The 22,808-nt window shown below is 30.8% G+C and carries 23 protein-coding genes; 15 read left to right on the forward strand and 8 right to left on the reverse strand.

What is annotated here, in order from left to right; translation table 11 throughout:
• Window positions 1-46 precede the first annotated feature (46 nt).
• Together bshA and ACQYZ7_RS10555 are read left to right on the forward strand one after the other, a co-directional pair.
• A complete protein-coding gene (gene bshA / locus ACQYZ7_RS10550; protein ID WP_430729710.1) occupies window positions 47-1,174 on the forward strand; it encodes an N-acetyl-alpha-D-glucosaminyl L-malate synthase BshA in 1,128 nt (375 codons plus the stop codon).
• A gap of 40 nt (window positions 1,175-1,214) precedes the next feature.
• Window positions 1,215-2,009: a patatin-like phospholipase family protein gene (locus ACQYZ7_RS10555; RefSeq protein ID WP_430729711.1), complete on the forward strand. Its 795-nt coding sequence runs from the start codon at window positions 1,215-1,217 to the stop codon at window positions 2,007-2,009.
• Window positions 2,010-2,033: 24 nt separating this feature from the next.
• On the opposite strand, the gene aroB is transcribed toward ACQYZ7_RS10555, so the two are convergent.
• Window positions 2,034-3,092, reverse strand: a complete 1,059-nt coding sequence (aroB, locus tag ACQYZ7_RS10560; RefSeq protein ID WP_430729712.1) for a 3-dehydroquinate synthase — start codon at window positions 3,090-3,092, stop codon at window positions 2,034-2,036.
• 103 nt (window positions 3,093-3,195) lie between these two features.
• On the opposite strand from aroB, the gene ACQYZ7_RS10565 reads away from it, so the two are divergent.
• The 11 genes from ACQYZ7_RS10565 (at window position 3,196) to hisIE (ending at window position 14,040) form a co-directional block, all read left to right on the forward strand.
• Window positions 3,196-4,362 (forward strand): proline dehydrogenase family protein, encoded by a 1,167-nt coding sequence (locus tag ACQYZ7_RS10565; protein ID WP_430729919.1) that lies wholly within the window; start codon window positions 3,196-3,198, stop codon window positions 4,360-4,362.
• Entirely contained in the window at window positions 4,362-4,670 is a 309-nt protein-coding gene (locus tag ACQYZ7_RS10570) for an LETM1 domain-containing protein (RefSeq protein WP_430729713.1), read from the forward strand. The genes ACQYZ7_RS10565 and ACQYZ7_RS10570 overlap by 1 nt, the downstream gene beginning before the upstream one ends.
• A gap of 200 nt (window positions 4,671-4,870) precedes the next feature.
• The gene (gene typA, locus ACQYZ7_RS10575) at window positions 4,871-6,640 is read left to right on the forward strand and encodes a translational GTPase TypA (RefSeq protein WP_430729714.1); all 1,770 of its coding nucleotides are present in this window, start codon (window positions 4,871-4,873) and stop codon (window positions 6,638-6,640) included.
• A gap of 310 nt (window positions 6,641-6,950) precedes the next feature.
• Complete coding sequence (gene hisG, locus ACQYZ7_RS10580) at window positions 6,951-7,808, forward strand: ATP phosphoribosyltransferase (RefSeq protein ID WP_430729715.1); 858 nt, start codon at window positions 6,951-6,953, stop codon at window positions 7,806-7,808.
• An 18-nt stretch (window positions 7,809-7,826) separates the two neighbouring features.
• Window positions 7,827-9,116 carry a histidinol dehydrogenase gene (hisD, locus tag ACQYZ7_RS10585; RefSeq protein ID WP_430729716.1) on the forward strand — a complete coding sequence of 430 codons (1,290 nt, stop codon included), beginning with the start codon at window positions 7,827-7,829 and terminating at the stop codon, window positions 9,114-9,116.
• Window positions 9,109-10,167 (forward strand): histidinol-phosphate transaminase, encoded by a 1,059-nt coding sequence (gene hisC / locus ACQYZ7_RS10590; protein WP_430729717.1) that lies wholly within the window; start codon window positions 9,109-9,111, stop codon window positions 10,165-10,167. The genes hisD and hisC overlap by 8 nt, the downstream gene beginning before the upstream one ends.
• A gap of 14 nt (window positions 10,168-10,181) precedes the next feature.
• Window positions 10,182-11,315, forward strand: a complete 1,134-nt coding sequence (gene hisB / locus ACQYZ7_RS10595; RefSeq protein WP_430729718.1) for a bifunctional histidinol-phosphatase/imidazoleglycerol-phosphate dehydratase HisB — start codon at window positions 10,182-10,184, stop codon at window positions 11,313-11,315.
• A 77-nt stretch (window positions 11,316-11,392) separates the two neighbouring features.
• Entirely contained in the window at window positions 11,393-11,974 is a 582-nt protein-coding gene (gene hisH, locus ACQYZ7_RS10600) for an imidazole glycerol phosphate synthase subunit HisH (protein WP_430729719.1), read from the forward strand.
• 12 nt (window positions 11,975-11,986) lie between these two features.
• A complete protein-coding gene (gene hisA / locus ACQYZ7_RS10605) occupies window positions 11,987-12,703 on the forward strand; it encodes a 1-(5-phosphoribosyl)-5-[(5-phosphoribosylamino)methylideneamino]imidazole-4-carboxamide isomerase (protein ID WP_430729720.1) in 717 nt (238 codons plus the stop codon).
• A gap of 3 nt (window positions 12,704-12,706) precedes the next feature.
• Window positions 12,707-13,459 (forward strand): imidazole glycerol phosphate synthase subunit HisF, encoded by a 753-nt coding sequence (gene hisF, locus ACQYZ7_RS10610; protein ID WP_430729721.1) that lies wholly within the window; start codon window positions 12,707-12,709, stop codon window positions 13,457-13,459.
• A complete protein-coding gene (hisIE, locus tag ACQYZ7_RS10615; protein WP_430729722.1) occupies window positions 13,456-14,040 on the forward strand; it encodes a bifunctional phosphoribosyl-AMP cyclohydrolase/phosphoribosyl-ATP diphosphatase HisIE in 585 nt (194 codons plus the stop codon). The genes hisF and hisIE overlap by 4 nt, the downstream gene beginning before the upstream one ends.
• Window positions 14,041-14,067: 27 nt before the next feature.
• Here hisIE and ACQYZ7_RS10620 read toward each other — a convergent pair whose 3' ends face one another.
• The 7 genes from ACQYZ7_RS10620 to ACQYZ7_RS10650 form a co-directional block, all read right to left on the reverse strand.
• Window positions 14,068-15,069 (reverse strand): quinone oxidoreductase family protein, encoded by a 1,002-nt coding sequence (locus ACQYZ7_RS10620; protein ID WP_430729723.1) that lies wholly within the window; start codon window positions 15,067-15,069, stop codon window positions 14,068-14,070.
• Between the two features lie 32 nt (window positions 15,070-15,101).
• Complete coding sequence (locus ACQYZ7_RS10625; RefSeq protein ID WP_430729724.1) at window positions 15,102-15,719, reverse strand: Type 1 glutamine amidotransferase-like domain-containing protein; 618 nt, start codon at window positions 15,717-15,719, stop codon at window positions 15,102-15,104.
• Window positions 15,720-15,723: 4 nt separating this feature from the next.
• A complete protein-coding gene (locus tag ACQYZ7_RS10630; RefSeq protein ID WP_430729725.1) occupies window positions 15,724-16,224 on the reverse strand; it encodes a GNAT family N-acetyltransferase in 501 nt (166 codons plus the stop codon).
• 156 nt (window positions 16,225-16,380) lie between these two features.
• A complete protein-coding gene (locus ACQYZ7_RS10635) occupies window positions 16,381-17,007 on the reverse strand; it encodes an NAD(P)-dependent oxidoreductase (RefSeq protein ID WP_430729726.1) in 627 nt (208 codons plus the stop codon).
• 78 nt (window positions 17,008-17,085) lie between these two features.
• Entirely contained in the window at window positions 17,086-17,853 is a 768-nt protein-coding gene (locus tag ACQYZ7_RS10640) for a helix-turn-helix domain-containing protein (protein ID WP_430729727.1), read from the reverse strand.
• 56 nt (window positions 17,854-17,909) lie between these two features.
• The gene (locus ACQYZ7_RS10645) at window positions 17,910-19,328 is read right to left on the reverse strand and encodes an amidohydrolase family protein (protein WP_430729728.1); all 1,419 of its coding nucleotides are present in this window, start codon (window positions 19,326-19,328) and stop codon (window positions 17,910-17,912) included.
• Between the two features lie 143 nt (window positions 19,329-19,471).
• Window positions 19,472-20,926 carry a serine hydrolase gene (locus tag ACQYZ7_RS10650; protein WP_430729729.1) on the reverse strand — a complete coding sequence of 485 codons (1,455 nt, stop codon included), beginning with the start codon at window positions 20,924-20,926 and terminating at the stop codon, window positions 19,472-19,474.
• 119 nt (window positions 20,927-21,045) lie between these two features.
• Here ACQYZ7_RS10650 and ACQYZ7_RS10655 point away from each other — a divergent pair, with 119 nt between their 5' ends.
• Complete coding sequence (locus ACQYZ7_RS10655) at window positions 21,046-22,200, forward strand: class I SAM-dependent methyltransferase (protein ID WP_430729730.1); 1,155 nt, start codon at window positions 21,046-21,048, stop codon at window positions 22,198-22,200.
• Between the two features lie 9 nt (window positions 22,201-22,209).
• Window positions 22,210-22,779, forward strand: coding sequence for a Crp/Fnr family transcriptional regulator (locus tag ACQYZ7_RS10660; RefSeq protein WP_430729731.1), 570 nt, complete (start codon window positions 22,210-22,212; stop codon window positions 22,777-22,779).
• The last annotated feature ends 29 nt before the right edge of the window (window positions 22,780-22,808 follow it).

Raw genomic sequence — 22,808 nt, forward strand, 5'->3', positions numbered from 1 at the left:
AAATTTACGTCTGTAATCATATTCAAAAAATAATCAACAGATACAGATGAAAATAGGAATTGTATGTTATCCTACCTTTGGAGGAAGTGGAGTAGTAGCAACCGAATTAGGAATGGCATTAGCAGATAAAGGACATGAAGTACATTTTATAACTTACAATCAACCTGTTCGATTAGATTTCTTTTCTCACCGTTTACATTTTCATGAAGTTGTTTTAGAAGAATATCCATTATTTCAATATCAGCCTTATGAATTAGCTTTATCAAGTAAAATGGTAGAAGTAGTTCAGAAATATGAACTTGAAGTGTTACATGTACATTATGCTATCCCACATGCATACGCTGCCTATATGGCAAAAAAAATGCTTGAAGATAAGGGGATTGATGTAAAGGTTGTAACAACACTACATGGTACGGATATTACCTTAGTAGGAAGCCATCCAACTTATAAAACTGCTGTAGAGTTTAGTATAAACAAATCAGATGAAGTTACCGCAGTATCTAACAGTTTAAAAGAAGACACACTTCGATTATTTAATATTGAAAAAGATATTAAAGTAGTATACAATTTTATTGATGGAGAAAAGTATGATAAGGCACATGAAGGAGAGTGTAAAAGAGAAGCACTAGCACAACCAGAAGAGAGAATTTTAACGCATATAAGTAATTTTAGACCCGTAAAACGAACTGATGATGTAATTCGTATTTTTAATAAGGTTCAAAAAGAAATCCCTTCAAAATTATTAATGGTTGGTGATGGCCCTGAACGTTTAAAAGCTGAAAATTTAGCTAAAGAATTACAAATAGAAGATAAAGTACTATTTATGGGAAATAGTACAGAAGTAGCAAAAATATTATGCTATACCGATGTGTTTTTATTACCGTCTGAAACGGAAAGCTTTGGGTTAGCAGCCTTAGAAGCCATGGCAGCAAGTACACCTGTTATTTCTACTAATACAGGAGGGCTACCAGAAGTTAATATTAATGGTATAACAGGTTTTTTAAGTGAATTAGGCGATATTGATGGTATGGCTAACAATGCTATTGGTATTTTGAAAGATGATATAGTTTTGAATAAGTTTAAAGATAATGCTAAAGAACATATTAAGCTATTTTCACTAGATAACATTCTACCAGCTTATGAGAGACTCTATAAAAAATGTTATGTAAGCTAAAAATTGTACTATATTTTAAAAAGCTAATAAATAGAGAAAGATGATTAAAGAAAAGTACCAATGCTCTCTTGAAAAAATAAAAACCTTAGACACTAAAGTACCTATAAATTTAGTCCTTAGTGGAGGAGCAGAAAAAGGAGTAGCACACATTGCTTTATTAGAAAAACTGGAAGAGTTAAATATTAAAATTAATGCTATTTCGACTTGTAGTTCAGGTTCTTTAGTAGGATCTATGTATGCTTCTGGAATGAGGCCGCAAGAAATTTTAAACTTCTTTAAAACTACAGAAATATTTCAGTTCTCTTGGATAACAATAGCTAAACCAGGAATTTTTAATTCTTCTAATTATGCAAGATTAATAGAAGACAAAATTAAACCCACATTTGAAGAGTTAAAGATACCCTTAACAGTTTCCACAACTAATTTAAATAGAGGAACCACTCAGTATTTTCATGAAGGAGATTTGCTAAAACCAGTGTTAGCCTCATGTGCATTACCTGGCTTATTCAACCCTATAAGGATAGATGGTATGCTTTACTCTGATGGTGGAATTATAGATAACTTTCCAACCACACCATTTAAAGATTCAGAATACCCTATTATTGGAAGTTATGTGGTGTATCCTTCAGAAAAAACAAGCGAAGAACTAAATACTACCTTAAAAGTTTTAGCTCATACATCTAAACTACTGATGTTATCTTCTGAAGAGCATAAGTTTTTTAAAACATACGCTACTATTTGTTTTCCTTTAGGAGAATACAGTGGATTTAGCACAAAAGAAGTAGATGCTATTTATGAAACAGCTAAAAAATATATAAACGGAAGACTAAAATAAAGAAAGAGCTGTACAGCTCTTTCTTTATGAATTATAAAACTGTAAACTCTCTCTGATTAATTCATCAGAAGCCTTACTATTTATTTTAAAGTCTTCATAATTGTTAAGAAGTACAAAGTTAATTTCTCCTCCAACATTCTTTTTATCATGTTTCATCAACTTAAGAATTGGTTGATAATCTTCTTCAGTTAAAGTAACTTTACCATATATTTTAATAATAGCTTCTTTTATTTCAGATACTTTGTCTTTAGGAAAACTTAAAACTTTTGAAGATAAGTATGCCTCACAAACCATTCCAATAGCAATTGCTTCACCATGTGTTAAAGCTTCTTTTTTAGGGTTTTCTAAAAAATATGATTCTACTCCATGACCAATAGTATGTCCCCAGTTTAAAACCTTACGAACACCTTGTTCTTTAGGATCCTCTAAAACAACTTCATTTTTAATTTCTATCGAACGATGAATCAAATCAATAATATTAAGTTTATCGTTATCTTTAATTTCGTTAAATAATTGAATGTCATGTGTCATTCCATATTTAATGATTTCCGCAGTACCAGAACGAATTTCTCTAGTGGTAACTGTATGTAAATATTCAGGGTCAATAATAATTAACTCTGGATTTGCAAATACACCTATTTGATTTTTTAAAACTCCTAAATCAACACCTGTTTTACCTCCAACTGAGGCGTCTACCATACTCAATAAAGTAGTAGGAATATTCACAAAATCAATCCCACGTTTAAATGTAGAAGCAACAAAACCACCCAAATCAGTAATTACACCACCACCTAAAGTAATTAATAAACTTTTTCTGTCAGCACCCAATTCAGTCATTACATTCCATACCCCCATACAAGTTTCCATGTTTTTATGAATCTCACCAGCATCAATTTGAATAACCTCTATTGGTTTGTCTGTAGTAAATAACTGCATGAATCGAGGGTAACAACAATTTAAAGTATTGTCATCCACTAAAATAAAAACTGAAGAGTAGTTTTTACTAGAAATTAAAGAAGTTAGTTCATTATAGCCTTTTTCATTAAAATGAATAGGGTATGTTGCTGCGTTAATTGTGGTCATAATAACAAAAAAATATAAGGCGAAATTAAATAGAAAAAATTAAAATATATCAGTCTACTCAATTATATTTGTCTCAATAAATTAAAGATATAATATTACCTCGATAATGAGACTTTTTGACAATACAGAAACTGCTTTTAAATTAAAATCTGACTCAGAGTTAGAACGTGCATATTTTTTGTTTAAAATGATTCAGAGCCAACCAATGGTTCGAATAGGTACTGCGGTAACAAACTTTGCTTTAAAAGCACATTTACCAGTTGAAGGGTTAATTCGCTCAACAGTTTTCGATCATTTTTGTGGAGGTGTAAGTGAAGATGATTGCTTACCAAATATCGAAAAAATGTACGAGCAAGGTAACGTACATAGTATTTTAGATTATTCAGTAGAAGGTAAAGAAGATGAAGCACAGTTTGATGATGCTTTAAAAATGACTTTAAAAACGATTAATTTTGCTGAAGAAAAACAGTCTATTCCTTATGCTGTTTTTAAGCCAACAGGTTTTGGTCGTTTTGCTTTGTATCAAAAATTAACTGAAGGAAAAGAATTAACTTCTGAAGAAAAAATAGAGTGGGATAGGGTTGTAAAACGTTTTCATACTGTATGTAAAGCAGCAAAAACAAAAGACGTTCCGTTACTAATAGATGCAGAAGAAAGTTGGATGCAAGATGCGGCTGATGATTTAATTGAAGAGTTAATGGAAATCTATAATAAAGAAAAAGCCATTGTTTTCAATACATTACAAATGTATCGTCACGATCGTATGGAGTATCTTCGAAATTTACATCAAAGAGCACACCAAAAAGGATATCATATCGGAATGAAAGTTGTTCGTGGAGCTTATATGGAAAAAGAGCGAGAAAGAGCCAAAGAAAATAGTTATGAATCTCCTATTTGTGTAGATAAACAAGCAACGGATGATAATTATAACGAAGCTGTTCGTTATATGATGGATCATAAGAATATGGCAATTTTTGCTGGAACTCATAATGAAGAAAGTTCATACTTATTGATGGACTTGGCCAAAGAACACAATATTGCTGCTAACGACAAGCGTATGTGGTTTGGTCAATTATATGGAATGAGTGATCATATTAGCTTTAATTTAGCTAAAGAAGGGTATAATGTAGCGAAATATGTTCCTTTTGGACCTGTTCGTGATGTTATGCCATACTTAATACGCAGAGCAGAAGAAAATACTTCAGTTGCAGGACAAACTTCAAGAGAGTTAAACTTACTTAAAACTGAAAAAGCACGTAGAAAGCTTTAATGAATACAGTTGATGAAATAAAAGAAGCTATCTATAAAAATAAAAAAAGATTAGCTAAAGAGCTCCAAGAAAGTAGGGAGCTTCTCTTTCTTGTTAGAAAATCACTAACAACATCATTAACAGATGAAGAAAAGGCAAAAGTAAAAGAACAAACACTTGATATTTGCAAAGCAATACCTGCTTTTGCTGTATTTATGCTACCAGGAGGTGCATTACTTTTGCCTTTACTTATAAAATTAATTCCTGATATTTTACCAAGCGCTTTTAAAGCAGATGATGAGGAATTAGAAGATTCTAAACCAGAATAATATCTTCTAGCCCCAATATTTATATTTTTCTTCTAAAAAAGGTGGTAATTGAATCTACTTCAATCTCTTTTAAAACAAGAGAAAAGCACATAAAATGATGTTTTTATAAAGCTTCGAATGAAACATTACGAATTCATAAATAAAAATTCGTAATTCATAAATAATAAAACACTACTTTTGCAGCTTCAAAATAAGCACGAATGCAATCAATAAGAAACATTGCTATTATAGCACACGTTGACCATGGAAAGACAACCCTGGTAGACAAAATTATAGATCAAGCTAAAATTTTAGATGAGCGTAAAGAACGTACTGATTTATTATTAGATAACAACGACTTAGAACGTGAACGTGGTATTACCATTTTATCTAAAAATGTATCAGTAAACTATAAAGGAGTTAAAATTAATGTAATTGATACTCCTGGGCACGCCGACTTTGGTGGTGAAGTAGAACGTGTATTAAAAATGGCAGATGGAGTTTTATTATTGGTTGATGCTTTTGAAGGACCAATGCCTCAAACACGTTTCGTATTAGGTAAAGCTATCGAATTAGGATTAACTCCTATCGTAGTAGTAAATAAGGTAGACAAAGAAAACTGTACACCAGATTTAGTACATGAAAAAGTATTCGATTTAATGTTTGCTTTAGAAGCAAATGAAGATCAATTAGACTTTACAACTATTTATGGTTCAGCTAAAAATGGATGGATGAGTACTGATTGGCAAGATCCAAAAGAAGACATCATCGATTTATTAGATGCTGTTATCGAGACTATCCCTGAAGCACCTTACCGTGAAGGTTCTCCTCAAATGCAAATTACATCGTTAGATTATTCTTCTTTTAAAGGAAGAATTGCTATTGGACGTGTATATCGTGGAGACTTAGAAAAGAACAAAGAATATATGCTTTGTAAAGCTGATGGATCTACGAAAAAAGTACGTATCAAAGAATTACACGTTTTTGAAGGAATGGGTAAAGCAGAGACTGATAAAGTACGTAGTGGAGATATTTGTGCTATTACTGGTATTGATGATTTTGAAATTGGAGATACTATTGCAGATTTAGAAAACCCAGAAGCATTACCAAGAATTGAAGTAGATCAACCTACGATGAGTATGTTGTTTACTATTAACAATTCTCCTTTCTTTGGTAAAGAAGGTAAATATGTAACTTCTCGTCACTTACGTGATCGTTTATTCAAAGAGATGGAGAAAAACTTAGCGTTACGTGTTGATGAAACGGATACTGAAGATAAATTCAACGTTTTCGGACGTGGAGTATTACACTTATCAGTATTAATAGAAACAATGCGTCGTGAAGGATATGAATTACAAGTTGGACGTCCGCAAGTAATTTTAAAAGATATTGACGGAGTTAAGAGTGAACCATACGAAACATTATCTATTGATGTTCCTGAAGATGTATCTTCTAAAGCTATTAACTTAGTTTCTTTAAGAAAAGGTGACTTATTAGTAATGGAGCCTAAGGGAGATTTACAACATTTAGAGTTTACCATCCCATCAAGAGGACTGATAGGTTTACGTAATAAAATATTAACTGCAACTGCAGGTCAAGCAATTATAAACCATAGATTTAGCGAATACGGACCATATAAAGGAGAGTTTGCTGAGGAATTAAAAGGAGCTATCATTTCTTCTGAAACAGGAAAGGCTACTGCTTATGCAATTGACCGTTTACAAGATAGAGGACGTTTCTTTATCGATCCTAACCAAGAGATTTATAAAGGTCAGGTAGTTGGTGAAAATTCGAAGTCGGATGATATGGCTGTAAACCTAATTAAAGGAAAAAAATTAACCAACGTACGTTCTTCGGGTAATGATGACAGTGTTAAAATTGCCCCAAAAATTGATTTTTCTTTAGAAGAATGTATGGAGTATATTAGAGGTGATGAGTACTTAGAAGTTACTCCTGAAAGCTTACGTATGCGTAAAATTGATTTTAGATAACAGTATATTTCTAAAAGAAAACAGAAAACAAAAACCACCTAATTTTAGGTGGTTTTTTATTTTTATTAAAAAAAGCTTGCATAATTAAAAATAAAAAATGAATATTTGTGATAACAAACACAAAGACATGAGTTTTATTCAATTACATCATCATCATTTTCATATTTGCACTCAAGCGAACTGAAAATGTATTGAATAAAATCAAGATATATTTTAAACCCGTTTGAGTAAATCAAACGGGTTTTTTATTTCCAAGGCGCCAGGAAATAATCTTCTCTAAACGATTTACTCAAACCCATTCAAAACTAAAATGAGTAAATTAAAAATAGCCATACAAAAATCAGGAAGACTTAACCAAGACTCCTTACAAATCTTAAAAGATTGTGGAATTTCAATCGATAATGGTAAGGATCAGCTTAAAGCTTCAGCAAACAATTTTCCGTTAGAAATTTTCTATCTAAGAAACGGTGACATTCCTCAATATCTAAAAGATGGCGTAGTAGACGCAGCGATCATAGGAGAAAACTTGTTGATTGAAAAAGGAGAGAATATTCAATTCACAGAAAAATTAGGGTTCTCCAAGTGTAAAGTATCATTAGCAATTCCTAAAGGAGAAAACTATGACGGAATCACGTATTTTCAAGATAAAAAAATAGCTACATCATACCCTAGAACAGTTCAAAGATTCTTAACTAAAAATAAACTCAAAGCACAATTACATATTATAAATGGCTCTGTTGAAATAGCTCCCAATATAGGGTTAGCAGATGGAATTTGTGATATCGTTTCAAGCGGATCAACACTCTTCAAAAACAATTTAAAGGAAGTAGAAGTTTTATTGACTTCGGAAGCTGTTTTAGCAGTTTCTCCTGAAATTAAAAATCAACAACAAGAAATTCTAAACAGATTACAGTTCAGAATTCAGTCTGTTTTAAAAGCAAGACAATCAAGATATGTGCTACTAAACGCTCCGAATGAAAAATTAGAAACAATCATCAATATTTTACCAGGAATGCGAAGTCCAACAGTACTTCCTTTGGCTGAAGAAGGATGGAGTTCGGTGCATTCTGTACTCAATAAGAATCAATTTTGGGAAATTATTGATGAACTAAAAAACAATGGAGCAGAAGGGATTTTAGTTTGCCCAATAGAAAAAATGGTTGTTTAACAAGATTATACTAAGAAGATGAAAATTATAAAAAATCCAGCAATACAAACTTGGAATTCTCTTTGTAAAAGAGCTACAATTAGTGAAAACAGCTTACAAGAAACAGTACAAACAATATTAAATGATGTAAAACTTAATAATGACAAAGCTTTAAAAAAGTATACACAATTATTTGATGGAGTTTCTTTAACCACGCTAGAAGTTTCTAAAGAAGAATTAAAAGAAGCACAAAACTTAGTATCTAATGAGTTGAAATCAGCCATACAATTAGCAAAATCTAATATTGAAACATTTCACAACTCTCAAAAAGAAGCACCTAAAAAGATAACTACAACAAAAGGAGTTACTTGTTGGAGAAAAAGTGTCGCAATTGAAAAGGTTGGATTATACATTCCAGGAGGTTCTGCTCCTTTGTTTTCTACGATTTTAATGTTAGGAATTCCAGCAAAAATAGCTGGATGCAAAGAAATTGTACTATGCACACCAACCAATAAAGAAGGAAAAGTTAATCCGGCTATTTTATACACGGCATCTTTGGTAGGAGTAACTAAAATTTTCAAGGTAGGAGGAGCTCAAGCTATTGGAGCCATGGCATATGGAACGGAAACCATTCCTCAAGTATATAAAATTTTAGGGCCAGGGAATCAGTTTGTAACGAAAGCAAAAGAACTGGTACAACAACAAGGAATAGCTATTGATATGCCTGCAGGGCCTAGTGAAGTGCTTGTGATTGCAGATGAAACATCAAATCCTGTTTTTGTAGCGGCAGACTTATTATCACAAGCAGAACACGGAGCTGATAGTCAAGCAATTTTAGTAACGACCTCTGATAAAGTCGCACAAAATGTAGTAGGAGAAGTAAAAAAACAATTAGAAGAGTTACCTAGAAAAGAACTAGCTAAAAAAGCGATTGAAAATAGTTTTGCAGTAGTGTTAAAGTCTAAAGAAGAATGTGTTGATTTTAGTAATGAATATGCTCCAGAGCACTTAATTATAGCTTCAGGAAAAGCTTCTGAATATATTGAAGAAATTATAAATGCAAGTTCAGTATTCTTAGGGAATTATAGCTGTGAAAGTGCTGGTGACTATGCCAGTGGAACCAATCACACATTACCGACTAATGGATATGCTAAAAATTATAGTGGAGTTTCATTAGACAGTTTTGTAAAGAAAATTACCTTTCAAGAAGTAACCAAAGAAGGTATTGAGAATTTAGGTGGAGCTATAGAGCTTATGGCAACAGCAGAAGGCTTACAAGCACACAAAAATGCAATTACGGTAAGATTAAAAGAGATTAGCAATGTTTAGTTTAGAAAAGATAGTACGTCCAAACATTCAGCAATTAAAAGAGTATTCTTCGGCTAGAGACGAGTTTAAAGGAATTGCTGAAGTGTATTTAGATGCAAATGAGAATCCATTTGGTACCTTAAATCGTTATCCTGATCCACAACAAATAGCGATTAAAGAACGATTGTCAGAAATTAAAGGTGTTGATACAAATCAAATTTTTATAGGAAATGGAAGTGATGAAGTAATCGATTTAGCTTTTCGAATATTCTGTAACCCAGGAAAAGACAAAGCGCTGACTTTTACACCATCTTATGGAATGTATAGTGTTTCGGCAGCTATAAACGATGTTGAATTGATTGAATTAGCTTTGACCGAAGATTTTCAGATTGATGAAAATACTTTAAATAGTTATTTCGAAGATGAAAAACTAAAGCTAATTTTCATTTGCTCACCTAACAATCCTACGGGTAATTGTTTTAAAAAAGAAACAATTGAGTTTATTCTTAGTAAATTCAAAGGAATTGTAATTATTGATGAAGCATATATTGATTTCAGTACCAAAGAATCTTTTATAAGTGAATTGAAAAACTATCCTAACTTAATCGTAAGTCAAACCTTTAGTAAAGCTTGGGGATTGGCGAGTATTAGAGTTGGAACAGCGTATGCTAGTCAAGAAATTATAGATCTATATAATAAAGTAAAACCACCCTATAACGTAAGTACTTTAAATCAAGAAGCTGTACTTAATAAGCTAAATAATTTAGCACAGTTTGAAATTGAGAAAAATATAATTCTCAATGAGAAGGAAAAATTCGAGAAGCAGCTGCAAAAAGTGGGATTGGTAAAAAAGATATATCCATCAGAAGCTAATTTTATACTAATAGAGGTTACAAATGCTAATGAATTGTATAACTTGTTAGTAGATCAGAAAATTATCACTAGAAATCGAAATAACTTAGTAAGCAACTGCATACGGATTACAATAGGAAGCGAAAAAGAGAATAAAAAATTAATAGAAGCACTTCAACAATTAAGTGTTAGATCAAGTGAAGTGGAAAGCTCACTTTAAATTTTAAGAGGAAGATGAAAAAAATACTATTCATAGATAGAGACGGTACCTTAATAAAAGAACCAGCTGATGAACAAACAGATTCATTTGAGAAATTACAATTTTACCCGAAAGTTTTTCAAGGATTAAGTAAAATAGCCAAAGAACTAGATTTTGAGCTGGTATTGGTAACGAATCAAGATGGACTAGGAACAGAGGTATATCCAGAAAACACCTTTTGGCCTGTACATAACTTTGTAATGAACACATTGAAAGAAGAAGGAATTGTGTTTACCGAAGAGATTATTGACAGAACTTTTGCTAAAGACAATCAACCAACAAGAAAACCCAATACAGGATTACTTACCAAATACTTTTCCGAAGAGTATGATTTAAAAAACTCTTTTGTGATTGGTGATCGTTTAACTGATGTTGAACTCGCAAAAAACTTGGGAGCTCAAGGAATTTATATAAACGATGAAACGAGTTTAGGTACTGATGAAATTACTGTAAAAAGAGAGGAGTTAGATAATTTTATAGCTTTAGAAAGCAACGATTGGAATGCTATTTACGAGTTTTTAAAATTAGAAGATCGTTCAGCTTCTATTGAGCGAAACACAAACGAAACTCAAATAAAAATTGATGTAAACTTAGACGGAACAGGAAAGAGTACGATTGATACAGGTATTGCTTTTTTCGACCACATGTTAGATCAAATAGCACGTCACGGTCAAATGGATTTAAATATCCAAGTAACAGGTGATTTAGAAGTTGATGAACACCACACTATTGAAGATACTGCCATTGCGTTAGGAGAAGTATTTTATAAAGCCTTAAGAAACAAATTAGGCATAGAACGTTATGGTTTCTGTTTGCCTATGGATGATTGTTTAGCGCAAGTAGCCATTGATTTTGGAGGAAGAAATTGGTTGGTTTGGGAAGCTGATTTTAAAAGAGAAATGATAGGTAAAATGCCTACGGAAATGTTTTATCATTTCTTTAAATCGTTTACTGATGGAGCCAAATGTAATTTGAATATCAAAGCAGAAGGAACTAACGAACACCACAAAATAGAAGCTATTTTCAAAGCTTTTGCAAAAGCCATAAAAGTAGCTGTAAAAAGAGATGTAGACAAGATGATTTTACCTTCAACAAAAGGAGTATTATAACAAAGAACAATAATCAGTAATCAATGAACAATAACTAATAAATTGACAACTGATAACTGTTAAATGATAATTGAAGCATGATAGCCATTATAAAATACAATGCAGGAAACATACGCTCGGTACAAAATGCTATAACCCGATTAGGGTACGAAAGTATTATTACTGATAATCCAGATGAAATTAAGTTAGCTGATAAAGTAATATTTCCAGGAGTAGGTGAGGCAAGTTCAGCAATGCAATATTTAAAAGAAAGAAAACTAGATGAGTTAATTATTTCATTAAAACAACCTGTTTTAGGAATTTGTTTAGGACTACAATTGATGTGTACATCTTCTGAAGAAGGAAATACGCAATGTTTAGGGATTTTTGATTCTCAAACGAAACAATTTCCACCAAAAGAGAAAGTACCACACATGGGGTGGAATAATTTTTCTGAATTAAAATCTTCTGAATTGTTTACAAACATAGCTGTGGAAGATGATGTATACTATGTTCATGGGTATTATGCAGAAGTAAGTAATAATACATTAGCAATTTGTGATTATATAGTTCCATTTAGCTCAGTAATGCAAAAAAATAATTTTTATGCAATGCAGTTTCATCCAGAAAAATCAGCAGATGCAGGAGAACAGTTGTTAAAGAATTTTTTAAAGTTATAAACCAGATTAAAAATGAGAATTATACCAGCCATAGATATTATAGACGGTAAGTGTGTTCGCCTAACAAGAGGGGACTACGGCACCAAAAAAATGTACAATGAAAGTCCGTTAGAAGTAGCTAAAGAATTTGAAGCTAACGGAATCCAATATTTGCATTTAGTTGATTTAGATGGAGCAAAATCTAGTAGAATTATAAATAACAAAGTGTTAGAGCAAATTGCTACCAAAACCAATTTGAAAATCGATTTTGGAGGAGGTTTAAAGTCTGATGAAGATGCTCGTATAGCTTTTGAAAGTGGCGCAAACCAAATAACAGGAGGTAGTATTTCGGTAAAGAATCCAGATACATTTATTGGGTGGTTAACTAAATACGGAAAGGATAAAATAATATTGGGAGCAGATTGTAAAGACCGAAAAATAGCCACCAATGGTTGGTTAGAAACTTCAGAAGTTGATATTGTAGATTTTATAAAAGAATACCAAGAAATAGGTGTTACCAATACCATTTGTACCGATGTGGCTAAAGATGGGATGTTACAAGGAGCTTCTGTTGATTTATATTTAGAAATTTTAAGTAAAACCTCAGCAAACTTAATTGCTAGTGGAGGTGTAGCAAATATGAATGATTTACACCGATTAAAAGAAATTGGTTGTGAAGGAACCATTGTCGGTAAAGCTATTTACGAAGGAAATATCAGTTTAAAAGAATTACAAGAGTTTATAAGCTAAAGCATGTTAAAAAAAAGAATCATTCCTTGTTTGGATATAAAAAATGGACGGACTGTTAAAGGAGTTAATTTTATAGATATTAGAGATGCTGGGGATCCTGTTGAGTTAGCGAGGCAATACGTAAAACAAGGAGCTGATGAGCTAGTATTTTTAGACATCACAGCTACGTTAGAAAACAGAAAAACCTTAGTTGAATTGGTAAAAACAATCGCTCAAGAGATTAATATCCCGTTTACTGTTGGTGGGGGAATCAGTACTGTAGAAGATGCAGTAGCTTTGATTCAAGCAGGAGCAGATAAGGTGAGTATCAATTCTTCCGCAGTTAAAAATCCGCAATTAATTACCGATTTAAAAAATCGATTTGGGAGTCAGTTTGTAGTGGTTGCCATTGACACCAAAAATGTAAATGGAGAATATAAAGTGTTCACTAAAGGAGGAACTTTTGAAACAAAACTTGAAACTGTTTTTTGGGCAAAAAAAGTGAAAACATTGGGTGCTGGTGAAATTTTACTAACCTCAATGAATAGTGACGGTACCAAAAACGGGTTTGATATTGATGTAACCAACGCGGTGAGTAAAATGGTAAACATTCCTGTAATCGCTTCAGGAGGTGCAGGAAAAGTAGCGCACTTTGAAGAAGTCTTTACAAAAACAGAAGCTAGTGCTGGTTTAGCGGCTAGTATTTTCCACTTTGGTGAAATACCAATACCAACACTAAAAAATGAATTAAAATATAAAAACATACCAATACGATGAATATAGATTTTTTAAAAGGAAAAGGTTTAGTTCCTGTAGTAATTCAAAATAATATCACCTTACAAGTGTTAATGTTAGGGTATATGAATGAAGAAGCATTCACTAAAACACAAAATGAAGAGAAAGTTACTTTTTATAGTCGAAGTAAAAATAGGTTATGGACAAAAGGTGAAGAATCAGGGAACTTTTTATGGGTAAAAGATATTCAGGTAGATTGCGATAATGATACTTTGTTGATTAAAGTAACTCCAGAAGGTCCGACCTGTCACAAAGGAACAACTTCGTGCTTTGGAGAAGAAAGTTCTAAAGGCTTTTTGTATTCGTTAGAAAGTATTATTTCTGACAGAATAGATAATAATGTTGAAACATCATATACAAATAAACTTTACAAAAGAGGTATTAATAAAGTAGCCCAAAAAGTAGGAGAGGAGGCGGTAGAATTGGTTATTGAAGCGAAAGACAATAATGATAAACTATTTAAAAACGAGGCTGCCGATTTATTATATCACTATTTAATCTTACTAAAAGCTAAAGGTTTTACGTTAACCGATATTGAAAATGTTTTAAAAAACAGAAGCTAATATAAAATAGAGGGGAATCCCTCTATTTTATACTGTCATCACTAGTTTTTTTCCTTTAGTTTGATTATTTTCCATGAGTTGATGTGCTTTTTTAACAGTTTCAACACTTAAAGAGCCTACTGTTTTTATTGCTGTAGGACTGATAATATCTTTTTCAATTTTATTGAAAAGTTCCTTTAGCATTTTTCCATAGTATTCAAGATTTTCAGAATTCTCTTTCAGGGTAGGAGCGTAGTTAGCTACATTTATTATTTGGGTAGCCTTATCAAACAAAGTTTCTTTTGCTTTTACTGTAGCTAGAAAAGTTATATCTACATAAGTCCCGAAAATATCAATAAGTTCTGCACAAGTTTCAGACATATTTCCTCCCACTAAATCTATTATATATTCAAAACTACCAACTTTATTGCTCAGTACCTTTACTATATCTTGATTTTTATAATTGATAATATTATTACTATTTACTCCTAAGCTTTTTAAATGGTGTATACTTTCGTCATTCCCTGCTGTTGTATAAATATTCGTATTTCCATTAGCTATTAACAATTTAATAAGAACAGTACCAACCCCACCAGCACCACCTGATATAAAAATAGGTTTTTCTTTAGGTATAGCTAAGCGATTAAAGCATTGTAAGGCAGTCATACCTACCATTGGAATTGCAGTAGCTTCTGCAAAAGTTAATTGAGAAGGTGTTTTAGCAAGTAATTCTGCAGGAGCACTTATTAATTCAGCGTAAGTACCATTTGAACCCAAACTTCCAACATAAGCCGAAACTTTATCTCCTATGTCAAATGTATTTATGTTTTTTCCTAATTGCATAATTTCTCCAGAAAACTCTCTTCCTAAAATAGGTGATTTTAGTAGTTTACTTTCTGTAGAGCCTTGTCGCATTTGATAATCAATAGGATTAAACGTAGTTGCTTTTATTTTAACTAAAACCTCATTATCTTTTAATTTAGGATCATCTACTTCAACGAGTTCAAAGTTTTCAACTCCTCCAAAGTTTTTTAAAGTAATTGCTTTCAACTTTTTTTATGATTTAGGATTATTGATTTCATTTATTTTGTACCTATTATCTCCATCGTAACCCCAGAAACTAAAATAGCTTCTGTATTACTTATAGGAAGTAAATTTATTTTGTTATTATAGTCTGTAATAATTTCTTCAACAATATGTTTAAAAGGCTTATTGGTGTGATGTGGTAAAGTGTAAAAATCAACCAAATTTAAAGCATCATAATTAACTAATTTTTCAGCTTTGGATTTATCGTCCATTTTTTCTACAAACAGTATACTTTTAGATAAGATTATTGAACCTGCCGAAGCTCCTATATATGGTTTCCCTTTTTTTATTTCGTTTCGTATAATCTCATCGCTACCAGATGCCTTTAACTCCTGAAGTAAGTAAAATGTATTTCCTCCTGAAATATAAATAAATTCGTTCTTTTTAATTGTTTCCTCTATTTTGCTTTTTGAAGTATTAGAAATATCTAGTTCATCAATAATTACTCCAAGCTTTTCAAAAGCTTTTCTATCATTATCTACATAGCCAGTATATTCTTCTTTAACGCTTGCAGTTGGGATAAAAGTGATTGTTTTTCCTTTAGTACTTCCTACAAAAGATTCAAAATATTCAGAAACATCAATAAAAGAAGATGTTAGGAAAAGTTTTTTCATAGATTTAGTATTGTTTTTCTTGTAACTGTAATTCAAGTATTTCACCTGGTAATCCGTCAAAATCCTTAAACTCTTTTGATATAAATCCGTTATTAGTTAAAATTTTTCTTGAAGGAATGTTTTTAGGATCTATGATAGCATAAATTCGTTTTAAAGATTGTTGATTTTTACCTATTTTAATAAGTTTTTCTCCAACCAAACTGGCAATTCCTTTTCCCCAGTACTTAGGTAAAAGCATGTATCCAAGCTCAGCTTCTTCACTATTTATTTCTTGAATCTCTAATTTAGCTAACCCAATAAATTCATTTGTGTCTTCTCTTATTATTTTAAAATTTCCAAAATTTATGTCAAGCTTATTATTATCAATTAGTTTGTAAAAGTCTTTTTTAGCTTCCTCTAGTTCAATAGCTCTTTCTGTTATCATTTCCATTACTTTTTCATCATTTACCAACTGGAAATAGAATAAAAAATCAGGGTCATGAAATTTTTCTATTTTTATTTTCATGTACTTATACTCATTGTTTATTACATAGTTATGTGTAATTATTTATGTCAAAAAAATACTTTAGATCATCTGAATTTACTACGTTTTCTGTAAGAACTAATATAGTAAAAGGTTGCTATTATTTGCTGATTTATATGAAGTCTTTTAGTTATATAGTTAATTTGAAATACTAACTGCTCTTTTTAAATATTGATTGGTATGAAGTTGTTTCAGCATAAAATTAGCAACATCAGCTCGAGTTATTTTAAGACTTAAATTTTTATATGTACCATCAAATCCAACTTTATAGGCATTCGTTATGTTTCCATTAACAAAAGCACTAGGTCGAACTATTGTATAATCTAAATCACTTTTAATAATGTATTGTTCTTGCTGTTTATGGTCTTGAAAAGCTTTTTTTAGAAGTATTCCAAACATAATGTGTTTCCAAACAAAGTTTAAGTTTCCATAACTTTCTCCCATACCAAGTGTGGTTTGACAAATTAACCTTTGGATACCTGCTTTTTTCATCGCCTTTATAATATGCTTTGTTCCTATCGTTCTAATTGTTCCTACCTTACCATCACCTATTGCACAAAAGACAGCCTTATGATGCTTAATCGCTTTTTCTACATCATCTATATTGGTGATATTTCCTTGAACAAAAGTTAGTTTTTCTGAAGTTAGTGACTTCAGCTTTTCTGGGCTTCTTACAAATGCAGTAACTTCAAACCCTTTATTTAAAGCTTGTTTTACTAATTCTTGACCTATAGTACCCGTAGCACCAAATACAATTATTTTCATTCTCTTTGTTTTTATAATTAATAAAACAAAATTGCAAAGAGAAGATAGAATTAAATAGAATAAAAACGACAACCAGTTTTAGGGTTTGAATTTTTTTGGAGTTTTACCTGTAAATGCCTTAAAAACCCTTATAAAATGAGATTGATCTGAATAACCATTTTCATAAACTACATCTGTAAGTTTAGAAAAATCTTTTACTGTAAGTTGTTTTAAAGACGCTTGAAATTGGATGATTTTTGAAAATTGTTTTGGAGATAATCCTGTTTCTTTTAAAAACCGTCTTTCAAAAGTGCGAATATTTAATTCAATGTTTTCGGCAATAGTATTTATGTTTTCTTGCCCTTTACACTTCATGATTTGCTGAATGGCTTGTCTGATTTTAAAATCGAGATTTTCTTTCTTTTTCTCGAAATAAAAAAGTAATAAGTTAGATATTAAATCTATTCGATTTTCTACAGTTTTACTAGCTAAAAGTTGATTTGTGAATTCAGAAATATCATTCCCTTCTATATTTTCAAGATAATAACAATTATCGTTAATACTTTCTGGTATCACATCAAAAAACGTACGTAAAACAAAAGGGTATAATTGAAAAACAATAACTTGATAAGCGCCTACTATTTCAAGTTCTACTGGGTGAATAGTTTGCCCATATAGAAAAATATTGGGCATCGCTTTATTATGTGGATTAACTTTTAACCCGCCATCAGATTCATAAAATAAAAATCCAGGATAACCATCAGCAAAAAAGGGTAGGTGAGTTGTAATGTTTTTATCTAAAGATTTAAACACCAAAATATCTTTTACAAAAAGAGAGGTAGTTTTATCAGGGGTAATTTTCAACACACTTATTTTTTATTATAAAGCTATGTTTTTTTTATTGATTTATAATCAACATAAAACTATAAATTTTTTCTGTTTTTCCATTTATACTTTTCTTTATCAGCATCGTTCCATTGGGCTACTTTTGTAAGAATAACATCAATTTTAGTTTTATCAAGCCATTTTCCATTTACAAAAACACCTGAAATTGAACGTGTATTATTAATGTTTTCTAATGGATTTTTATCTAGTAAAATTAAATCAGCAAACTTTCCAGTTTCTACGGTTCCTATTTTATCATCAATTTCTAACCATTTAGCAGGTAACCTAGTTGCAGAAGTTAATGCTTCTTCAGTTGTTAATCCAGCTTCTACTAATAGTTCCAATTCATCGTGAAGAGAAAACCCCCAAATAATACCAGAAATACCGGCATCTGTTCCAGCAAGCATAGGTGCACCTTCTTCTTTAAAAGCTTTGACAATCTGTATATGAAAGTCTTTTTGTTTATTAAAGAATTCAATTAACTTGGGAGAAGATTCAGAAAAACGATTCGAGTTTAACCACTTACTCTGCATTAATGGATGCACATACTTTAAACTTTGTGAATTTTGAATACTTTCTGATGATTTAGCCTGTTTTAAAATCCAGACCATGTTAGATAAATTCGGAATTAACCAAGTATTATTTTTTTTAGCTAAGCGAGCAAATTCTTGCGCTTTTTCATAACTAAAATCATTAGTCTGTTTCGATAATTCTTCAGCATGTGCTATTAATCCGAAATGAGGTACAAATAAATCTTCAGCAGGTTTTCCTTCAAAGGCTGTAGGAATGTGGCCAACAACTTTCATATTCTGTTTTTCAGCTTCATCAATAACTGCTTTAAAAGTTTCTTCATTTAACCAGGTATAAACCTTTATGAATCTATAACCTAAACCTTTAGCGTTTCTAACCGATTGTCGCCCTTCTATAGGAGTCGTAGCTTTAATTTCATTGCCTTTGCCATCAATTACAGCAGCTATTGCCATACGAGGGCCAATAACACTTTTTTCCATTATTTTATCTCTTTGTGAAAAGTGTCCAAGTCTTCCACTTAATTCAAATACTGTGGTGACTCCATTGGCTACATATAGAGTCATTAAATTTTGAGTATTAAAATTTACTGTAGAACCTCTAGTTGGATATCCTTGTGAGAAACTCCCGTTACTGAGGGTATGTACATGCATATCAACAAGTCCAGGAATGAGCCATTTACCTTTTCCGTCAATTATTGTTGCCTCAGAAGGAGTAGCATCATTTATTGATTGTATGATGTTCTCATGAATTACAACAGTAGCATTTTCAATGACATTATTATTAGCAGTCATCGGAATTATATTTACGTTTTTTATAACGTATGTGTTATTGTCTTTTTTAGTTTCTGGTTTGTTGTTATTTGTGCAACTAAGTACAAATAAAGATACTGTTAAAAGTAATAAGGAGCTAATTTTTAGATATTTCATGCAGTTTGTTTTTGTTAAAGACGTATCATTAGCAAAAATGTTACAGTACAATATATAATAATAATAATAATAATAATAATAATAACGACTGAATTCCCTTTCTGAAATTCAGTCGTTATTATTATTATTATATATTGTAGGTGTTAGTTATTTTCTAGTTCTATAACTTTGTTTTTCATTTGAATATTATAGTCCCATTGATTTTCTTCATTTAGTAGAATTGCTTTTTTATAACTTTTTATAGCATTTAAGGTGTCTTTTTGTAACTCATAAGTCTCTGCCAAACTAGCAAAAGAAACCCACCAATTTGGATTAGTTTCAGTATTTAATTTGAAAATTTCAAGTGCTTTTTTAGTATTATTATCACTGTATATATAAGAATTACCTATACTGTTAATATTCCATTTTAAATTATCGAAGTTAGAATTTGGGTTTTCTTTTTTTAATTTTTTGAATGATTGAATAGCCTCATTAAATTGATGATGCATAACAAAATGCATAATGTCTTCTTCTAGTGTTAATTTTTTTGCTTTTAATTCAGGAATTACAATTCTAGCTATATCATTAATAATTATATTATAAGCTGGAATTTTGTACCCATTAGACAATAAAACAATTGTTGTTTTATTATCTGTAAATTTTCTAAATGCAGCTAAATTTCCACCCGAAAATCCGTAAGAATCCAGTCCGTTTACTTGAATGCTATTCCAACCATGTAAAAAATGGTCTTTTTGATTCGTAAAATTAAATGGCTTCCACATTTCGGATTTAGTCTTATTGTTTAAGAGTAGGTTTTTGTCAAATTTCCTGTTCCATTCAATAAACCTTTTAAGCGTGATGTTTAATCCGTTTCCTGAATGCCCTCTTTTACCACTGTTATTAGTATCTTCTTCAAATTCTTTTGTCTTTTCATTATAAAAATATCTCGTAGCGCGATTTGGAATATTTTCTAGCGAGTTAGAAGAAAATAAAACTCCATTTGTAGAATTATCAAACTGATTTTTAATAACATAATCATTAAAAGACATTCCTGTAATTTTTTCTATAATTTGAGCAAGTAACCAATAGTTTGTTTGATTATATTGAAACTGTTTTCCAATAGCAAAATTCATTTTGTCTTTGAATAGTTTTCCCATTAATTCCTCGTCGGTTAATGTACTTTTATACTTGATGATATCAGGTAAACCAGAAGAATGACTTAATAAGTTTTTAATTTTAACCTCTTGCCATGGTACTGGTAAATCATCTATATATTTTGAAATTTTGTCTTCTAAACTTAGCTGTTTGTTTTGTATAAGCTGAAATACTCCTGTAGAAGTGATAAGTTTTGTTGCTGAAAAAATTCTAAATAATATATTTTTATCAACTGGTTTGTTTTTCTCCAATGAAGATATTCCAAAATAATTTTCATAAACTATTTTATTATCCTCAACAACAGCTAAAGCTAATCCAGGAATATTATGTAATTCCATTGTTTTCGTTAAATAAGTATCTATTTCATTTTTAATGGTAACAGTATTGTTGTTTTTCTTTTGGTTAGAGCAAGAAGTATAAAGTAACAACAGTAAAAGGAAAAAAAGAGGTGTTAGTTTTTTCATAGTATTTGATTATTCGTTTTAATAGAGACGATAATTATTATTTAGTGTTGCAATTTTTTAATAATAATGATAGCTTTTTTATTTGTAATTAAACAATAACGTTTCCGTATTTTTGCAATATGAAAGAAGCCTTACATCAATTGTTTACCGAGTTTCAAAACAGCATACAAAAAAATGATTTTGTAAAATTAACTTTGAGTAAACCGATTCGTAAAAGTGATGAATTGTCAAATGTTTATGTTCGTCAAATAATGTTAAAAGGAGACGTTTGTTTTCAATTTTTATACCGATATAAGACAAACGATCAAACAAAAAACTATTCGTTTGAAGAGAGTATAGAAGAACTAACCGATTTACTTTCAGAAAAGTTTAGAGCGGCAACATTGTTTACGCTAGAGAATGATTTGTTGGTATTTATTTCTAAAAAGAAAAAAGTAAGTTATAAAACTACACAGCCTAGTTTTAAGAATAAATTACCAGAAGCACACGATAAACTTAAAGAGAAAAGAGCTGAAAATAGCGAATATTTATATCATTTAGGGGTAACCGATAAAGAAGGTAAAGTAATTCCTAAAATGGCAGATAAATACCGTCAAATCAATAAGTATTTAGAGATTATCGAAGCTCAAATACAATCGGTTAAATTACCTAAGCACATCAATATTGTAGATATGGGTTCTGGAAAAGGTTATTTAACTTTTGCTCTGTACGATTATTTGGTAAACCAAAAGGGGTATACTGCAAGTATAACAGGTATTGAGTTACGACAAAATTTAGTTGACTATTGTAATGATATTGCAAAAAAATGTGAATTTAAAGGATTACTTTTTGTAGCTCAACCTATACAAGAGTATGATAACAATAAAATTGACATTTTAATTGCTCTACACGCTTGTGATACAGCTACCGATGATGCTATTTACAAAGGTTTAGTATCTAAAGCAGAATTGATTGTTTGTGCCCCGTGTTGTCATAAACAAATTCGTCAACAAGTGAAAGGGAAAGAGCAGGAGAGTCCTTTATTAAAGTATGGGATTTTTAAAGAACGTCAGTTTGAAATGGTTACTGATACCATTCGTGCTTTAATTTTAGAGAAAAACAATTATACCACAAAGGTCTTTGAGTTTATCAGTAACGAACACACTCGTAAAAATGTGATGTTGATTGGCGCTAAATCATCAAAAAAAGTAGATAAAAAACGTATTGAAGCTAAAATTTCAGACTTAAAAGAAACTTATCAAATTGAACAGCACTATTTAGAAGGGTTACTATAATATTTTACAATGAGTACATCTGTTGGTAATGTGTTTAAAGATCTTCATTTAGAGAGTGAAGAGTTAGAAATAGTAGAAAATATTTTTTCTGAAGTAGTATATAAAAAAGGAGATACTATATTACATACTAATGAGAAAGTATATTACCAATATTATGTAGTAAAAGGTTGTTTACGAACATTTTTTATGGATGCTAAGGGAAAAGAACATACGATACAGTTTGCGATTAACGATTGGTGGATTAGTGATTATATAGGTTATTTTTCCGAGTCAGAATCTGTACTTTCTATAGAGTGTATTACAGATGCAATTGTGTTAAAAGTAGCCAAGAGTGATTTGGATAATATCTATGAAAAAGTACCCAAAATAGAACATTTTTTTAGAAAAAAATTAGAACGTTCAACGGTAAGATTTCAAAAAAGAATTTTAAATAATTTAGTATTGTCTGCCAAAGAAAGATATCATCTATTTTTACAAAGTTATCCAAACATAGAGCAGCAAATTAAAAACTATCACTTAGCATCGTACTTAGGAATAACAACTGAAAGTTTAAGTAGAATACGAAAAGAAAATTTTTAAATTCCTTTATTACCATACATCAATTTTCT

The sequence above is a fragment of the Tenacibaculum sp. SDUM215027 genome (genome assembly GCF_050566205.1).
GTDB lineage: Bacteria > Bacteroidota > Bacteroidia > Flavobacteriales > Flavobacteriaceae > Polaribacter.

What these genes read in the sequence shown, in the direction of transcription:
- hisG (WP_430729715.1), top strand. Translation starts at nt 6,951, where the DNA reads ATGAGTAAATTAAAAATAGCCATACAAAAATCAGGAAGACTTAACCAA.
- ACQYZ7_RS10630 (WP_430729725.1), bottom strand. Translation starts at nt 16,224, where the DNA reads ATGAAAATAAAAATAGAAAAATTTCATGACCCTGATTTTTTATTCTAT.
- hisA (WP_430729720.1), top strand. Translation starts at nt 11,987, where the DNA reads ATGAGAATTATACCAGCCATAGATATTATAGACGGTAAGTGTGTTCGC.
- ACQYZ7_RS10570 (WP_430729713.1), top strand. Translation starts at nt 4,362, where the DNA reads ATGAATACAGTTGATGAAATAAAAGAAGCTATCTATAAAAATAAAAAA.
- ACQYZ7_RS10635 (WP_430729726.1), bottom strand. Translation starts at nt 17,007, where the DNA reads ATGAAAATAATTGTATTTGGTGCTACGGGTACTATAGGTCAAGAATTA.
- hisH (WP_430729719.1), top strand. Translation starts at nt 11,393, where the DNA reads ATGATAGCCATTATAAAATACAATGCAGGAAACATACGCTCGGTACAA.
- aroB (WP_430729712.1), bottom strand. Translation starts at nt 3,092, where the DNA reads ATGACCACAATTAACGCAGCAACATACCCTATTCATTTTAATGAAAAA.
- hisF (WP_430729721.1), top strand. Translation starts at nt 12,707, where the DNA reads ATGTTAAAAAAAAGAATCATTCCTTGTTTGGATATAAAAAATGGACGG.
- bshA (WP_430729710.1), top strand. Translation starts at nt 47, where the DNA reads ATGAAAATAGGAATTGTATGTTATCCTACCTTTGGAGGAAGTGGAGTA.
- typA (WP_430729714.1), top strand. Translation starts at nt 4,871, where the DNA reads ATGCAATCAATAAGAAACATTGCTATTATAGCACACGTTGACCATGGA.
- hisIE (WP_430729722.1), top strand. Translation starts at nt 13,456, where the DNA reads ATGAATATAGATTTTTTAAAAGGAAAAGGTTTAGTTCCTGTAGTAATT.
- ACQYZ7_RS10645 (WP_430729728.1), bottom strand. Translation starts at nt 19,328, where the DNA reads ATGAAATATCTAAAAATTAGCTCCTTATTACTTTTAACAGTATCTTTA.
- ACQYZ7_RS10655 (WP_430729730.1), top strand. Translation starts at nt 21,046, where the DNA reads ATGAAAGAAGCCTTACATCAATTGTTTACCGAGTTTCAAAACAGCATA.
- ACQYZ7_RS10660 (WP_430729731.1), top strand. Translation starts at nt 22,210, where the DNA reads ATGAGTACATCTGTTGGTAATGTGTTTAAAGATCTTCATTTAGAGAGT.
- hisD (WP_430729716.1), top strand. Translation starts at nt 7,827, where the DNA reads ATGAAAATTATAAAAAATCCAGCAATACAAACTTGGAATTCTCTTTGT.
- ACQYZ7_RS10625 (WP_430729724.1), bottom strand. Translation starts at nt 15,719, where the DNA reads ATGAAAAAACTTTTCCTAACATCTTCTTTTATTGATGTTTCTGAATAT.
- ACQYZ7_RS10555 (WP_430729711.1), top strand. Translation starts at nt 1,215, where the DNA reads ATGATTAAAGAAAAGTACCAATGCTCTCTTGAAAAAATAAAAACCTTA.
- hisC (WP_430729717.1), top strand. Translation starts at nt 9,109, where the DNA reads ATGTTTAGTTTAGAAAAGATAGTACGTCCAAACATTCAGCAATTAAAA.
- ACQYZ7_RS10650 (WP_430729729.1), bottom strand. Translation starts at nt 20,926, where the DNA reads ATGAAAAAACTAACACCTCTTTTTTTCCTTTTACTGTTGTTACTTTAT.
- hisB (WP_430729718.1), top strand. Translation starts at nt 10,182, where the DNA reads ATGAAAAAAATACTATTCATAGATAGAGACGGTACCTTAATAAAAGAA.